The following is a 15025-nucleotide window of genomic DNA, read 5'->3' on the forward strand; positions in this document are numbered from 1 at the left end:
GGTGCACTCGACAGGATTCGAACCTGTGACCGCTCGGTTCGTAGCCGAGTACTCTATCCAGCTGAGCTACGAGTGCAATTTGTGTTTTTAAACCAGACCACAACTGGCTGTAACCAAGTCATCCGCATTGCTGCAACTGACTCTTAAATGGTGCACTCGACAGGATTCGAACCTGTGACCGCTCGGTTCGTAGCCGAGTACTCTATCCAGCTGAGCTACGAGTGCATTTTGTGTTTTTAGACCAGATCACAACTGGTTGAAACCGAGTCATCCGCATCGCTGCAATTGACTCTTAAATGGTGCACTCGACAGGATTCGAACCTGTGACCGCTCGGTTCGTAGCCGAGTACTCTATCCAGCTGAGCTACGAGTGCATTTGTTGCGCCGCATTATAGCCCGTCTAATCTCTATTCCAACCACTTTTTCTATAAATTTCAACAACTTACAGAAAAAGCCAGATTACAACGTACTAAGCAAATAATGGCGGAGAACGGGGGATTCGAACCCCCGACACCCTTTTGAGGTGTACTCCCTTAGCAGGGGAGCGCCTTCGGCCACTCGGCCAGCTCTCCGCAACACGGGGCGTATATTAACCACCTTCTTCCCCGTTTGCAAACATAAAAATCGATAAAAATTAATGGCTTGGTTCTTCGTCCTTCTCTTTCTTTATACGCAGATAGATTTCTTCACGGTGCACGGCCACCTCTTTCGGGGCGTTGACGCCGATACGCACTTGATTTCCTTTAACGCCGAGCACGGTCACGGTGATTTCGCCATCACCGATAATCAGGCTTTCTGCGCACCGACGAGTCAGAATCAGCATACCTTTCTCCTCACGCGAATCATTTCAGGGACAACAGTCTGCAAAAAAAAGGCACCCGACCTACAACCGGAGCGATCGTAGCCCTACATGCCTGAGTATTGACCAGCGCGAGCAAAAGAACAGTTCAGGGCTCGCGCCATTCAAAAAATAAAGGGCGCGGTCAGACCGCGCCCTTCATTGACCAGGATTACTCGCCCTGACGGGCCGGAGCGTCCAGTTCGAAAGCCGTGTGCAGGGCGCGCACGGCCAGTTCCAGGTACTTCTCTTCGATCACCACGGAAACCTTGATTTCCGAGGTCGAGATCATCTGGATGTTGATGCTTTCTTTTGCCAGGGATTCGAACATGCGGCTGGCCACGCCTGCGTGGGAACGCATGCCGACGCCGACGATCGAGACCTTGGCAATCTTGGTGTCGCCAACCACTTCACGGGCACCGATCTCGCGAGCGGTGTTTTCCAGCACGGTTTGCGCAGACTGGTAGTCGTTGCGGTGCACGGTGAAGGTGAAGTCGGTGGTGTTATCGTGCGCGACGTTCTGCACGATCATGTCGACTTCGATGTTCGCGGCACTGATCGGGCCGAGAATCTTGAACGCCACGCCCGGGGTGTCTGGCACGCCACGGATGGTCAGCTTGGCTTCATCGCGGTTGAAAGCGATGCCGGAAATGATCGGCTGTTCCATGGTTTCCTCTTCATCAATAGTAATGAGGGTGCCCGGACCCTCCTTGAAGCTGTGCAGTACGCGCAGCGGAACGTTGTACTTGCCGGCGAATTCCACCGCGCGGATCTGCAGCACCTTGGAACCGAGGCTGGCCATTTCCAGCATCTCTTCGAAGGTGATCTTGTCCAGACGCTGAGCAACCGAAACCACACGCGGGTCAGTGGTGTAGACACCATCGACGTCGGTGTAGATCTGGCACTCGTCAGCCTTCAGCGCAGCGGCCAGCGCCACACCGGTGGTGTCGGAACCGCCACGACCCAGGGTCGTGATGTTGCCGTGCTCGTCGACGCCCTGGAAACCGGCGACCACAACCACGCGACCTGCTTTGAGGTCACCGCGAATCTTCTGGTCATCAATCTGCAAGATACGCGCTTTATTGTGCGCGCTGTCCGTCAGGATCCGCACCTGGTTGCCGGTGTACGACACCGCCGGCACACCGCGCTTGATCAGCGCCATGGCCAACAGGGCGATCGTCACCTGCTCACCGGTGGAAACGATCACGTCCAGTTCACGGGGAACCGGTTGATCTTCGCCACTGATTTGCTTGGCCAGATCGATCAGACGGTTGGTTTCGCCGCTCATTGCAGACAGCACAACCACCAGGTCATCGCCGGCATCGCGGAATTTCTTAACCTTGTCGGCGACCTGCTCGATTCTCTCGACAGTGCCGACCGAGGTGCCTCCAAATTTCTGTACGATCAAAGCCATTTCAAAGCCGCCTCTGCCCATGAAGGGCGCCCAATAATCACTCAAACAGCCGCCGGGCCCGCCACTAGACTGCGGGCCCGACGGGCCGTCTTATAAACCCTGCTCGACGAATGGAACGGTCAGCGCCAGTGCGCCATCCAGTGCGCCGGCGTCGACACCGCCGCCCTGCGCCATGTCCGGACGACCACCGCCCTTCCCGCCCACTGCCGCAGCAGCCTGTTTCATCAAATCACCGGCTTTGAGTTGGCCAGTCAGGTCCTTGGTTACGCCTGCAACCAGTACGACCTTTTCCTCATGGACACTGCCGAGCAGGATCACTGCGCGGCCGAGTTTGTTTTTCAGCTGATCGACCAGCGCCAGCAGCGCCTTGCCGTCCTGACCATCCAGACGCACGGCCAGCACTTTCACGCCCTTGACGTCCACGGCCGAAGCCGACAGATCGTCGCCTGCGGCAGCAGCGGCCTTGGCCTGCAACTGCTCGAGCTGCTTTTCAAGCGCACGGTTGCGCTCCAGCACAGCCGACAGCTTGTCGATCAGGTTGTCGCGGCTGCCCTTGACCAGGCTGGCCGCTTCCTTGAGTTGTTCTTCAGCAGCGTTCAAATAAGCCAGCGCCGCAGCGCCGGTGACCGCTTCGATACGACGCACGCCCGATGCCACACCGCCTTCGCTGATGATTTTCAGCAGGCCGATGTCGCCGGTACGGTTGGCGTGGATACCGCCGCACAGCTCGACGGAGAAATCACCGCCCATGCTCAGCACGCGCACGTTGTCGCCGTACTTCTCGCCGAACAGCGCCATCGCGCCCTTCTGCTTGGCGGTTTCGATGTCGGTTTCTTCGGTTTCAACGGCAGAGTTCTTGCGAATCTCGGCGTTGACGATGTCTTCCAGCGCTTTGATTTGCTCAGGCTTGATCGCTTCAAAGTGGCTGAAGTCGAAACGCAGGCGCTGACTGTCGACCAACGAACCTTTCTGTTGAACATGCTCACCCAGCACCTGACGCAATGCAGCGTGCAGCAAGTGGGTGGCCGAGTGGTTCAGCGAAGTCGCATGACGCACTTCGGCATCCACGTGGGTTTCCACTGGCGCGCCGATGATCAGGCTGCCGGACGCCAGCACGCCGTGGTGCAGGAACGCGCCGCCGGTCTTGGTGGTGTCGCGCACATCGAAACGGCTGTCGCCGGCCTGCAGGTAACCGCAGTCGCCCACCTGGCCGCCGGATTCAGCGTAGAACGGCGTCTGATTCAGAACGATCACCGCCTCTTCGCCTTCATTCAAGACGTCGACCGACTGGCCATCTTTATAGATAGCGACAATTTTCGCCGAACCGCTGGTGTCGGTGTAACCGGTGAACTCGGTGGCCACATCAACCTTGACCAGCGTGTTGTAGTCCAGACCGAACGAACTGGCCGAACGTGCACGAACACGCTGGGCTTCCATCTCGCGTTCGAAACCGACTTCGTCGATGGTCAGGCTGCGCTCGCGAGCGATGTCCGCGGTCAGGTCCATCGGGAAACCGTAGGTGTCGTAGAGTTTGAACACCACGTCGCCCGGCACCACGGTGCCTTTGAGTTCCAGCAGATCCTGCTCGAGGATCTTCAGGCCGTGATCCAGGGTCTTGGAGAATTGTTCCTCTTCGGCCTTGAGCACGCGCTCGATGTTGGATTGCTGCTTCTTCAGTTCCGGGAACGCTTCGCCCATCTCGGCGACCAGTGCCGCAACGATCTTGTAGAAGAAGCTGCCGGTGGCGCCCAGCTTGTTACCGTGACGGCAGGCACGACGGATGATCCGGCGCAGCACGTAGCCACGACCTTCGTTGGACGGCAGCACGCCGTCGGCGATCAGGAAACCGCACGAACGGATGTGGTCGGAAACAACCTTGAGCGAAGACTGGTCGCCATTTTCGCAACCGATTGCCTCAGCCGAAGCTTTCAGCAGGTTCTTGAACAGGTCGATGTCATAGTTGGAGTTGACGTGCTGCATCACCGCACTGATCCGCTCCAGGCCCATGCCGGTATCCACCGACGGCGCTGGCAATGGATGCAACACGCCGTCGGCGGTGCGGTTGAACTGCATGAACACGTTGTTCCAGATCTCGATGTAACGGTCGCCGTCTTCTTCCGGCGAACCCGGAGGGCCGCCCCAGATGTGGTCGCCGTGATCGTAGAAAATCTCGGTGCATGGGCCACACGGGCCGGTATCGCCCATGGTCCAGAAGTTGTCGGACGCGTAAGGCGCGCCTTTGTTGTCGCCGATGCGGATCATGCGCTCGACTGGCACACCGACTTGTTGAGTCCAGATGTCATACGCTTCGTCGTCGGAGGCGTAGACAGTGACCCAGAGTTTTTCCTTCGGCAGCTTCAGGACACCGGTCAGGAACGTCCAGGCGAAGGTAATCGCGTCGTGTTTGAAATAGTCACCGAAGCTGAAGTTGCCCAGCATTTCGAAGAAGGTGTGGTGACGGGCGGTATAACCGACGTTTTCCAGGTCGCTGTTCTTGCCACCGGCACGCACGCATTTCTGGCTGCTGGTCGCACGGGTGTACGCGCGCTTTTCCTGGCCCAGGAAGCAGTCCTTGAACTGGTTCATCCCCGCGTTGGTGAACAGCAGGGTTGGGTCGTTGCCCGGAATCAAAGAGCTGGAGGCTACACGGGTGTGGCCTTGCTCTTCGAAGAAGCGAAGGAAGGCTTCACGGATTTCTGCGCTTTTCATTAGGTTCTTCCACGGAGGCTGCGGCCAAAGGCCTGTACGAAACGTCAACAGACGAAACGACGGCAAAGGGCCGCATTATATCGGCCCTGCGCGCGGGGTACAGCGTGTTTATACGATAGAAACGGTCAATTGGGTGGCTAACGCTGTCACTTGCGCGAAAACTCGACGAATGTCGCGACCACTTGCTCGATTTGCGAGCGATTGACGTCCATGTGCGTGACCATCCGCAGCCGGGCCGCAGCGCTCAATTTAATCCCGCGCTCGGCGGCAAACGCCTTGATCGCCTCGGCACGGTCGCCCATCTGCACGTAAACCATGTTGGTCTGCACCGGTTCGACGCTGAAACCGGCCTCGCGCAGGCCTTCGGCCAGCAACTGCGCGTTGGCATGATCATCCGCCAGGCGCTCGACATTGTGATCCAGCGCATACAGCCCCGCCGCCGCCAGCAATCCGGCCTGACGAATGCCGCCACCGACCATTTTGCGCAGGCGCCGGGCCTTGGCAATCAACGCCGACGAACCGCACAGCACCGAACCGACCGGCGCGCCGAGGCCTTTGGACAGGCACACCGAGACCGAGTCGAAATATTGGGTGATTTCCCGGGCCTCGACCCCGAGCTTGACCGCCGCGTTGTATAGCCGCGCGCCATCCAGATGCAGTTGCAGACCATTGTCCCGAGTGAACTGGCGGGCCCGGGCCAGATACTCCAGCGGAAGCACCTTGCCCTGCATGGTGTTTTCCAGCGCCAGCAGACGGGTGCGGGCGAAGTGGAAGTCGTCGGGCTTGATCGCCGCGGCCACCTGATCCAGGTCCAGCGAGCCATCGGCCTGCACTTCCAGCGGCTGCGGCTGGATCGACCCGAGCACCGCTGCGCCACCGCCCTCGTACTTATAGGTGTGCGCCTGCTGGCCGACGATGTACTCGTCACCGCGCTCGCAGTGCGCCATCAGGCCCAGCAGGTTGCTCATGGTGCCGGTCGGAACGAACAGCGCTGCGGCGAAACCCAGCCGTTTTGCCAGTTCGGCTTCCAGACGATTGACCGTCGGATCTTCGCCATACACGTCATCGCCGGTGTCGGCGCGGGTCATCGCGTCGAGCATGGCGGGAATCGGTTGAGTGACGGTGTCGCTGCGAAGATCGATAACGCTCATGAACCTGGCCTCAAGTCAGCAGGGGAAATCCCTTTACGAAGAGGAATTACTGCGGGCACGGCGCGGATTAATCAACCCTCGCGCAAGGAAAAGTCGTTTCTTACGCTTCGAAAAATCCGATGGCAATCATCACAAAGGCGCAATGCACAGCCCGGCAATCTGTGTTAAAAACGCTGCGCCGCCCGATTAAGGGCGGCGAAACGTTCTCAGGGCGGGGTGCAATTCCCCACCGGCGGTAATTGCGCGCAATGCGCATAGCCCGCGAGCGCTTGGTGACGGACACGGCAAAAGCCGTGAGCGGCGGCAAGGTCAGCAGACCCGGTGTGATTCCGGGGCCGACGGTCATAGTCCGGATGAAGAGAGAACGGGATTGACGCCAAAGGGCCGTCCGCCGTGTTCGCGCGAGCGTGCGTACCCTTGAATCCCTTTCGATTCATAACGCCCTGTTTTTCACACAAACAGGAGTCAGAACATGCAACCCACTGCTATCGACAGCAAAAGCAAACACACCCACGGCGAGCGCGTCGCGTTCATCCAGGCCTGCTGGCACAAGGAAATCGTCGACCAGAGCCGTAAAGGCTTCCTCGCCGAAATGATCGCTCAGGGTTATCAGGAATCGGACATCGATTTCTTCGAAGTCGGCGGCGCCTTTGAAATGCCTCTGCACGCCAAGCTGCTGGCCAAGACCGGCCGTTATGCCGGTATCGTAGCCGCCGCCCTGGTGGTGGACGGCGGAATCTACCGTCACGAGTTCGTCGCCCAGTCGGTGGTCAGCGGCCTGATGCAGGTGCAGTTGGAAACCGAAGTGCCGGTGTTCTCGGTATCGCTGACCCCGCACCACTTCCATGCCGGCGAAGAACACCAGAAGTTCTTCTTCGAGCATTTCGTGCACAAGGGTCAGGAAGCGGCGAAGACCTGCGCCGATACGTTGCAGAAAGTGCGTGCGTTGCGCCGCACCGAGCCGCGTGCTGTAGCGGTCTAAGCATCATAAAAACTGTGGGAGCGAGCTTGCTCGCGAAAGCGGACTGACAGTCAACATCAGTGTTGAATATCAGATCGCATTCGCGAGCAAGCTCGCTCCCACAATGGGTTATGCGCTGGTATCAGGCGAGATTTTCGTCAGTGGTCGGCACGATCAAAATGCCCGCCCGCAGGCCGTTCTTGACCTTGGGGTTGGGGAAGATAATCCGCGCGCCCTGCTCTTCGATGATCCAGCGGGTATTGGCCAGGTCTTCGGCCAGCACATAACCCACATCCAGTTCCGAAAAGTTTTCGATGTCCGCCGGCAGGTTCAGGCGGAACGCATCGCTGTGCTTGATGATTTCCCGTGCCACGCTGAACAGTTGCAGACCGTCCAGCCTCTGCTCGGCCATCTCAGGCTCGGTGCCTTCGATGATCTGCTTCAGGCGGGTTTCCAGCAGTGACACATTGACCCCGGCGTTCTGCCCGAATGGCCGCGCTTTGCCCAGTTCCAGGGTGAAGGACTCGGCACCCAGCTTGTCGTAGGTGTAGGAGCTGAACACGATCGACGGCTTGTTCTGCAACAGCACCGCTTCCATGCCGGCGGCGCGCAGGCGGGCCAGCTCAAGACGGGAATGCTGGCGACCTTCCTTCCACGGATACAGCGCGAACTGCTCGATCTTCGAACCGCGAATCGCGGTGTGCAGGTCGTAGTGCAGGCGTTGACGATCAGGGAGGCTGAAGAAGCTTGCCGCCAGACGCTCCAGCTCGCAGGCGCGCAGGGCTTCGGAGCCGCTGCTTTGTTCGTGACGGCCGTTGAACAGCCGATTGACGTCCTGCTCGACGAAACGTTCGCCCTTGCGAATCGCTTCCGGGTTGCCGAACAGGAACAGAATGCGTGCGCGCGGCTTCAGATCGCCGCGAGCGATGTCATGCAGCAGCCGGTCGAGCAGTTCGATCGGTGCCGTTTCATTGCCGTGGATACCTGCCGACAGCAGCAGGTCCAGGCCATTGTCGCGCGCTTCGGGTGGCCGGACTTCCAGCGCACCCTCGCTCAACCAGCGCATGCGCACGCCTTCGACAGTCAGTTGAGTCTTCTCCGCCGGTTCGCGGCCGGCGAGGGTCAGTTCAAGCAGTTTGCCGAGGGCGAGCATAGAGCGGTTTCCTTAGTGGTCGTGATTGCAATCCGGGCCGTGCACGTGGCCGTCATCGTCGCCGAGATCAGCCGGTTCCATCTCCAGTTGCAGACTTACCAGATTAGTCGCCAATGGGCGCAACAGCAGGTTGGCGTACTCTTCGTCGCCCTCTTCGACGTCCACGCCGATCAACAGTTGGCCGCGGCCGTCCTGCTGGATCCACAGCTCTTTGCCTTGCCACATGACCGCGACGCGGGTGCAGGAAGTTTCCAGTTGCTTGCCGTCGGTGTCTTCAAGGATCAGCCGCAGGGAATCGCTCATGTTTTTTTTACGCTCTGTTGGGGAGACAAGCCGCACGCCGCGTTCAGGCGGCGCGCCGGCCATCAATTGATCTGGAATGGATAAACCGCGCCCAGTTTAAGGATTTGCGTCAGTTCATCCAGTGCCGTCCGGCATTCAAGCAGCAATTGCGGATCCGCCAGATCACTTTCGGTCAGGCGGTCGCGATAGTGCTTTTCAACCCATGCGGTCAACGAACCGTACAACGGGGCGGTCATGATAACCCCTGGGTTGACGGCCGCCAGCTCGGTTTCGTTGAGCGCGACACGCAGTCGCAGGCACGCCGGGCCACCGCCGTTCTGCATGCTTTGCTTGAGATCGAAGACTTTCACTTCGCGGATCAGGCCGCCGGAGCTGGTCAGGCCTTGCAGATAATTCCACACGCGCTCGTTGCCACGGCACTCTTCCGGCACGATCAGCAGCATCGAACCGTCAGGACGCGAAAGCAACTGGCTGTTGAACAGGTAGGAACGCACCGCATCGTCCACAGTGACCGCCGAGCGCGGCACGCAGACCGACTGGAACTTGCCGCCGACCTTGGCCAGTTTGGCTTGCAGTTCAGCCAGCATCTGATCGGTATCGAGGAACGCGTCCTCGTGATAGAACAGCACCTCGCCATTGCCCACCGCGATCACGTCGTTGTGGAACACGCCCTGATCGATCACCGCAGGATTCTGTTGCGCGTAGACCACGCCGTCGTCACGCAGGCCGTGCAAACGAGCGACTGCTTGCGACGCTTCGAGGGTCTGACGCGCCGGGTATTTCTGCGGTGCCGGGTAACGGGTGTCGAACGCACTGCGACCGAACACGAAGAACTCGACGCCGGCCTCGCCGTACTCACGGCAGAAACGCGTGTGGTTGGCTGCGCCTTCGTCGCCAAACTGCGCCACTGCCGGCAATGCGGCGTGGTGAGCGAAGTGTTGCTGGTTGGCGAACATCGCGCCCAGCACGCGACTGGTGGTCGGGTGTTCGATGCTGCGGTGGTATTTGCAGTTCAGGTTGGCGGCGGTGAAGTGCACGCGACCGTCAGCGGTGTCGGCACTCGGGCTGACCGTGGCGGCGTTGGCCACCCACATGCTCGACGCGGAGCAACTGGCGACCAGCAGCGGCATCGCTTCTTTTGCGGCGCGCTCGATCACCTGAGCGTCGGTGCCGCTGAAACCCAGACGGCGCAGAGCAGCCACGTCCGGACGCTCCTGCGGTGCGAGAACGCCCTGCTGAAAGCCCATTTCCATCAGCGCTTTCATTTTCGCCAGGCCTTGCAGCGCCGCTTCCTTCGGGTTCGAAGACTGCTGGCTGTTGCTCTGGGACGCAACGTTGCCGTAGGACAGACCACCGTAGTTATGGGTCGGCCCCACTAGACCGTCAAAATTGACTTCATAGGATTTCATCAGCGAGGCTCCACGAGAATCTGTTGTTATAGGCTTCAGTAACTATTCTTTGAGACCGCGGCGCGGCCATCGCTGGCAAGCCAGCTCCCACAGAGATCTCTTCGTCCTTGTGGGAGCTGGCTTGCCAGCGATGGGCATCACGCCATCTTCACGCCAGGCGTCAGGGCCGCCGGCAACACCAGGCTTGGAGTTTCCAGCGAGGCCACCGGGTACGCGCAGTAATCCGCCGCGTAGTAGGCGCTGGCGCGGTGGTTGCCCGAGGCGCCGACACCGCCGAACGGTGCGCTGCTCGCAGCACCGGTCAGTTGCTTGTTCCAGTTGACGATCCCGGCACGGCTTTCCAGCCAGAACTGCTGGTAGCGTTCTTCGGAATCCGACAGCAAGCCAGCGGCCAGACCAAACGCGGTGTCGTTGGCTTCGGCAATGGCCGCCGCGAAATCGGCGTAGCGGATCACTTGCAGCAACGGGCCGAACAGTTCTTCGTCGGAGCGATCGGCAACCGCCGTCACATCAACGATGCCCGGAGTCAGCAGCGCCGACTGCGCCTGCGGCTGAGTCATCGCCAGCAGCGACACTGCACCGTTAGCCAACAGATGCGCCTGGGCATCCATCAACGCTTTCGCCGCACCGAGGGAAACCACCGAGCCCATGAACGGCGCCGGCTGCTGATCGAACGCGCCGACTTCGATGGTCGAGCTGACTTCCACCAGACGCTTGAGCAGGCTGTCGCCCCACGCGCCTTCCGGCACCAGCAGACGACGGGCGCAGGTGCAACGCTGACCGGCGGAAATGAACGCCGATTGAATAATCGTGTACACGGCCGCATCAAGATCAGCGACCTGATCGACTACCAGCGGATTGTTGCCGCCCATTTCCAGCGCGAGGATCTTGTCCGGGCGACCGGCGAATTGCTGGTGCAGGTGATTGCCGGTACGACTCGAGCCGGTAAAGAACAGACCGTCGATGCCCGGGTTCGCCGCCAACGCGATACCGGTTTCGCGGGCGCCTTGCAGCAGGTTCAGGACACCAGCCGGCAGACCGGCTTCGATCCAGCACTTGACCGTCAGCTCGGCGACTTTCGGGGTCAGTTCGCTCGGTTTGAACAGCACGCTGTTACCGGCCAGCAGCGCCGGCACGATGTGGCCGTTCGGCAAATGGCCGGGGAAGTTGTAAGGGCCGAACACCGCGACCACGCCGTGGGGCTTGTGGCGCAACACGGCGGTGGCGTCGCCCAACGGGCCGCTCTTCTCGCCGGTACGCTCGCGGTAGCTCTGCACCGAGATCGCAATCTTGTTGACCATGCTGGTGACTTCGGTCGCGGCTTCCCACAGCGGTTTGCCGGTTTCCTCACCGATGGTGCGGGCCAGTTCGTCGGCGTGGTTTTTCAGCGCAGCGGCGAACGCTTCGAGCACGCTGATGCGATCTTCCAGGGTACGACGGGCCCAGCCCGGGAACGCCTGACGCGCAGCCTGCACGGCCGACTCGACCTGAGCGGCGGTGGCGCCCTCCCCCGACCACAGCACTTGCTGGGTCACCGGGTTCAACGATTGAAAGGCCTCGCCCTGACCGGCCAGCCACTCACCTGCGATGTATAGCGAATTCATTATTTCGACTCCCGGGCAGCGGACAACGCCACGGCGCGAACCTGATCGCCAGCGTTGAGTTGAAGACGTTTGGCGGTCAGCGGATCGACCACCAGGGTGCCGGCAGCCAGACGGGCCGGCGCAGCCGTGATGCGGCAGTCTTCGCGTTTGCGGTTATGGATGATGAAAGGCGTGGCGTCGTCGCCCGGTGTGCCGATGGCCAGCACCAGCGCTTCGCTGTCACGCACCGCGCGGATCTTGCTGGTCTCGCACTCGATGGCCGGGCCGGCATCGAAGATGTCGACGTAACCCTGATAGCTGAAGCCTTCGCTTTTGAGCATCGCCAACGCAGGCTCGGTGTCCGGGTGCACCTGGCCGATGACGTTGCGCGCGTCCGGCGACAGGAAGCAGGTGTACAGCGGGAATTTCGGCATCAGTTCGGCAATGAATGCCTTGTTGCCGACACCGGTCAGGTAATCAGCCTGGCTGAATTCCATCTTGAAGAAATGACGGCCCAGGCTTTCCCAGAACGGCGAACGGCCAGCGTCATCCGACACGCCGCGCATCTCGGCGATGATCTTGTTGCCAAACAGTTGCGGGAATTCGGCGATAAACAGCATCCGCGCCTTGGACAACATGCGACCGTTGAGGCCGGTGCGGTAATCGGCGTGCAGGAACAGCGAGCACAGCTCGGAGTTGCCGGTCAGGTCGTTGGCCAGGAACAGCGTCGGGATCTCGCGATAGATGTTCAGCTCCTGCGAGGCGCTAACCGTCAGACCGACACGGAAGTTGTACCAAGGCTCGCGCAGACCGACGGCGCCAGCGATGGCGGAAATCCCCACCACGCGACCGTTGTCGTCTTCGAGCACGAACAGGTAGTCCGCGTCACCACGGCCGGCTTCACCGCGAAAGGTCTTCTCGGCCCAGCCGACCCGGTGGGTCAGGCGCTCTTCGTTGGCCGGCAAGGTGGTCAGGCCGGTGCCGGTGCTGCGGGCCAGGTCGATCAGAGCGGACAAATCGCTGCTGCGTACGGGACGAACAATCATGCTATCTCCTCAAACGGGCCGCCGTGGCCACCCGTGAAACTCGCTAAGGCGTTAAACCGCCACCAGGCGCACGCTGGCACCTTCACCGACGCCCAGGGCTTCGGCCGCTTCCAGATCCAGGGTCACCGGTTTGCCCGGTGCGTAATCCAGTTCAAGCAATACCGCGCGGTAATCCTGCAACTGGGCATTGGCCACCAGATACTGGCGCCCGGCACCTTTGACCGGCTCGCCGATTTTCACCGGCACCACGCGGCTCTGGGCGATCGAACGGATCCCCGAAACACGCGCATGCAGGGTCGGACCACCGTCGAAGATGTCGATGTAGTGATCTGTCTCGAAGCCTTCGCGCATCAGGATGTCGAAGGTGATCTGCGCACGCGGGTGCACCTGGCCCATCGCTTCCTGAGCGGAGTCAGGCAGCAGCGGCACGTAGATCGGGTAATGCGGCATCAGTTCGGCGAGGAACGTACGGCTTTTCAGGCCACACAGACGCTCGGCCTCGGCGTAGTTCAGGTCGAAGAAGTTGCGACCGATGGCATCCCAGAATGGCGAGTCGCCGTTCTCGTCGCTGTAACCGACGATCTCGGTCACCACCGAATCGGCGAAGCGCTCCGGGTGGCTGGCGACGAACAGCAGACGGCCACGGGAGTTGAGTTCAGACCACGGCGAACCCACCAGCTCGCGCTGCACGTAGAAACTGGTCAGCAAGCTGTTGCCGGTCAAGTCGTGGCATTGCGAGAGCACGTGGATCTTGTTGTGGATCTTCAGCTCGCGGGAAGCATGCACGAAGGTCTCGTTGCGAAAGCTGTAGAACGGCTCGGAATAACCGGCCGACGCAACGATTGCCGAGCAGCCCACCAGTTTGCCGGTGGCGGTGTCTTCGAGGACGAAGAAGTAACTCTCTTCGCCGTTGAAGCTCACTTCGGCGGCAAACGAGGCTTCGCTCGCAGCGATCTTGTCGCTCAGGCGTTCAACGTCATCCGGCAAGGAAGTGACACCAATCGGGCTGTCCGCAGCCAGACGCTGTACCTCGCCCAGATCAGCCATTTGCGCGGGGCGCATCACCAGCATGGTGTCACTCCTTTCTCTACTTCAGGTCGGCGAAAGCGCCGACTCGGGAAAAAAATGCCGGGCAGGCCCGGCACAGGAAAATGGTCCCGGCGCCTGTCGATGACGACAGACGCCGGGCGGTCTTGCATGAATCAGGCTTGGGTCAGTTTCGCCGCAGCACGTTCGAAGCGATCCAGACCGGCGTCGATGTCCGCGTCTTCAACCACCAGGCTCGGGGCGAAACGGATCACGTCCGGGCCGGCCTGCAGAATCATCAGGCCTTCCTGTTCAGCGGCGTTGAAGATGTCTTTGGCCTTGCCTTTCCAGGCATCGCTCAGCACGCAACCGATCAGCAGACCGAGACCGCGCACCTGGGTGAACAGGCCGTACTTATCGCCGATCTGTTGCAGGCGGGTCTTGAACTTGTCGTGCTTGGCGTTGACGCCGTTCAGCACCTCAGGGGTGTTGATCACGTCGATCACCGCTTCGGCCACGGCGCACGCCAGCGGGTTGCCGCCGTAAGTGGTGCCGTGAGTGCCGACAACCAGATGTTTGGCCAGCGCTTCGGTGGTCAGCATCGCAGCGATCGGGAAACCGCCGCCCAGGCTCTTGGCGCTGGTCAGGATGTCCGGAACCACACCGAAATGCTGGTAGGCGAACAGGTTGCCGGTACGGCCCATGCCGGTCTGCACTTCGTCGAACACCAGCAGCGCGTTGTTCGCGTCGCACAGTTCACGGGCACCTTGCAGGTAAGCCAGCTCGGCCGGCAGCACGCCGCCCTCGCCCTGGATCGGCTCCAGAACGACCGCGCAGGTCTTGTCCGAAACAGCAGCTTTCAGCGCCGCCAGATCGTTGTACGGCACGTGGGTGATGCCGGTGATTTTCGGGCCGAAACCGTCGGAGTACTTCGACTGGCCACCAACGTTCACGGTGAACAGCGTACGGCCGTGGAAGCTGTTGAGCGCGGCGATGATTTCGTACTTTTCGGTGCCGAAACGGTCGAACGCGACACGACGGGCCAGCTTGAAGGCGGCCTCGTTGGCTTCGGCGCCGGAGTTGCAGAAGAACACGCGCTCGGCAAAGGTGGCGTCGATCAGCTTGTGCGCCAGACGCAGCGCAGGCTCGTTGGTGAACACGTTGGACACGTGCCACAGCTTGTTCGCTTGCTCGGTCAAGGCACCGACCAGCGCCGGGTGCGCATGGCCCAATACGTTGACGGCGATGCCGCCGGCGAAGTCGATCAGCTCGCGGCCGGCCTGATCCCAGACGCGGGAACCGGCGCCACGCACCGGAATGAAAGCGGCAGGCGCGTAGTTGGGAACCATAACCTGGTCGAAATCGGCGCGTTGTACCGCAGCGTGCTCAACGGACATCGGAGTCTCCTGATGAGGGCCACCCGCCTGAAACT

At 60.7% G+C, this 15025-nt stretch carries 12 protein-coding genes, 4 tRNA genes and 1 riboswitch; of the genes, 1 reads left to right on the top strand and 15 read right to left on the bottom strand.

Annotation, left to right across the window (positions count from 1 at the left end; translation table 11 throughout):
* Window positions 1-2: 2 nt before the first annotated feature.
* From AC1Q9F_RS10160 to ltaE, 8 genes are all read right to left on the bottom strand, one after another.
* Window positions 3-76: transfer RNA gene (locus AC1Q9F_RS10160), tRNA-Arg, on the bottom strand.
* 72 nt (window positions 77-148) lie between these two features.
* Window positions 149-225: transfer RNA gene (locus tag AC1Q9F_RS10165), tRNA-Arg, on the bottom strand.
* A 72-nt stretch (window positions 226-297) separates the two neighbouring features.
* A tRNA-Arg gene (locus AC1Q9F_RS10170) sits at window positions 298-374 on the bottom strand.
* Window positions 375-481: 107 nt separating this feature from the next.
* Window positions 482-572 (bottom strand) — tRNA-Ser (locus AC1Q9F_RS10175).
* Window positions 573-634: 62 nt separating this feature from the next.
* A complete protein-coding gene (gene csrA / locus AC1Q9F_RS10180; RefSeq protein ID WP_002554426.1) occupies window positions 635-823 on the bottom strand; it encodes a carbon storage regulator CsrA in 189 nt (62 codons plus the stop codon).
* A 187-nt stretch (window positions 824-1010) separates the two neighbouring features.
* Window positions 1011-2252 carry an aspartate kinase gene (locus AC1Q9F_RS10185; protein ID WP_007951048.1) on the bottom strand — a complete coding sequence of 414 codons (1242 nt, stop codon included), beginning with the start codon at window positions 2250-2252 and terminating at the stop codon, window positions 1011-1013.
* Window positions 2253-2342: 90 nt separating this feature from the next.
* Window positions 2343-4961 (bottom strand): alanine--tRNA ligase, encoded by a 2619-nt coding sequence (gene alaS / locus AC1Q9F_RS10190; protein ID WP_492619988.1) that lies wholly within the window; start codon window positions 4959-4961, stop codon window positions 2343-2345.
* Window positions 4962-5107: 146 nt separating this feature from the next.
* Window positions 5108-6112 carry a low-specificity L-threonine aldolase gene (ltaE, locus tag AC1Q9F_RS10195; RefSeq protein WP_492619987.1) on the bottom strand — a complete coding sequence of 335 codons (1005 nt, stop codon included), beginning with the start codon at window positions 6110-6112 and terminating at the stop codon, window positions 5108-5110.
* 198 nt (window positions 6113-6310) lie between these two features.
* A riboswitch (FMN riboswitch) is annotated at window positions 6311-6482 on the top strand.
* A gap of 102 nt (window positions 6483-6584) precedes the next feature.
* Here ltaE and AC1Q9F_RS10200 point away from each other — a divergent pair.
* Complete coding sequence (locus AC1Q9F_RS10200; RefSeq protein WP_011335530.1) at window positions 6585-7094, top strand: 6,7-dimethyl-8-ribityllumazine synthase; 510 nt, start codon at window positions 6585-6587, stop codon at window positions 7092-7094.
* 121 nt (window positions 7095-7215) lie between these two features.
* Here AC1Q9F_RS10200 and astE read toward each other — a convergent pair whose 3' ends face one another.
* From astE to AC1Q9F_RS10235, 7 genes are all read right to left on the bottom strand, one after another.
* Window positions 7216-8226, bottom strand: a complete 1011-nt coding sequence (gene astE, locus AC1Q9F_RS10205) for a succinylglutamate desuccinylase (RefSeq protein WP_492619986.1) — start codon at window positions 8224-8226, stop codon at window positions 7216-7218.
* 12 nt (window positions 8227-8238) lie between these two features.
* Window positions 8239-8529: a hypothetical protein gene (locus AC1Q9F_RS10210; protein ID WP_064598799.1), complete on the bottom strand. Its 291-nt coding sequence runs from the start codon at window positions 8527-8529 to the stop codon at window positions 8239-8241.
* Between the two features lie 62 nt (window positions 8530-8591).
* Window positions 8592-9938 carry an N-succinylarginine dihydrolase gene (astB, locus tag AC1Q9F_RS10215; RefSeq protein WP_064598800.1) on the bottom strand — a complete coding sequence of 449 codons (1347 nt, stop codon included), beginning with the start codon at window positions 9936-9938 and terminating at the stop codon, window positions 8592-8594.
* Window positions 9939-10075: 137 nt separating this feature from the next.
* On the bottom strand, window positions 10076-11545 hold the full coding sequence (astD, locus tag AC1Q9F_RS10220; RefSeq protein ID WP_164872184.1) for a succinylglutamate-semialdehyde dehydrogenase: 1470 nt from the start codon (window positions 11543-11545) through the stop codon (window positions 10076-10078).
* On the bottom strand, window positions 11542-12567 hold the full coding sequence (gene astA, locus AC1Q9F_RS10225) for an arginine N-succinyltransferase (RefSeq protein WP_064598805.1): 1026 nt from the start codon (window positions 12565-12567) through the stop codon (window positions 11542-11544). Before astA ends, astD begins: the two co-directional genes overlap by 4 nt.
* A gap of 51 nt (window positions 12568-12618) precedes the next feature.
* Complete coding sequence (gene aruF, locus AC1Q9F_RS10230) at window positions 12619-13638, bottom strand: arginine/ornithine succinyltransferase subunit alpha (RefSeq protein WP_007951057.1); 1020 nt, start codon at window positions 13636-13638, stop codon at window positions 12619-12621.
* Between the two features lie 131 nt (window positions 13639-13769).
* Entirely contained in the window at window positions 13770-14990 is a 1221-nt protein-coding gene (locus AC1Q9F_RS10235; protein ID WP_492619985.1) for an aspartate aminotransferase family protein, read from the bottom strand.
* Between the last annotated feature and the right edge of the window lie 35 nt (window positions 14991-15025).

It is taken from the genome of Pseudomonas sp. GW823-FHT04A03 (assembly GCF_058796615.1).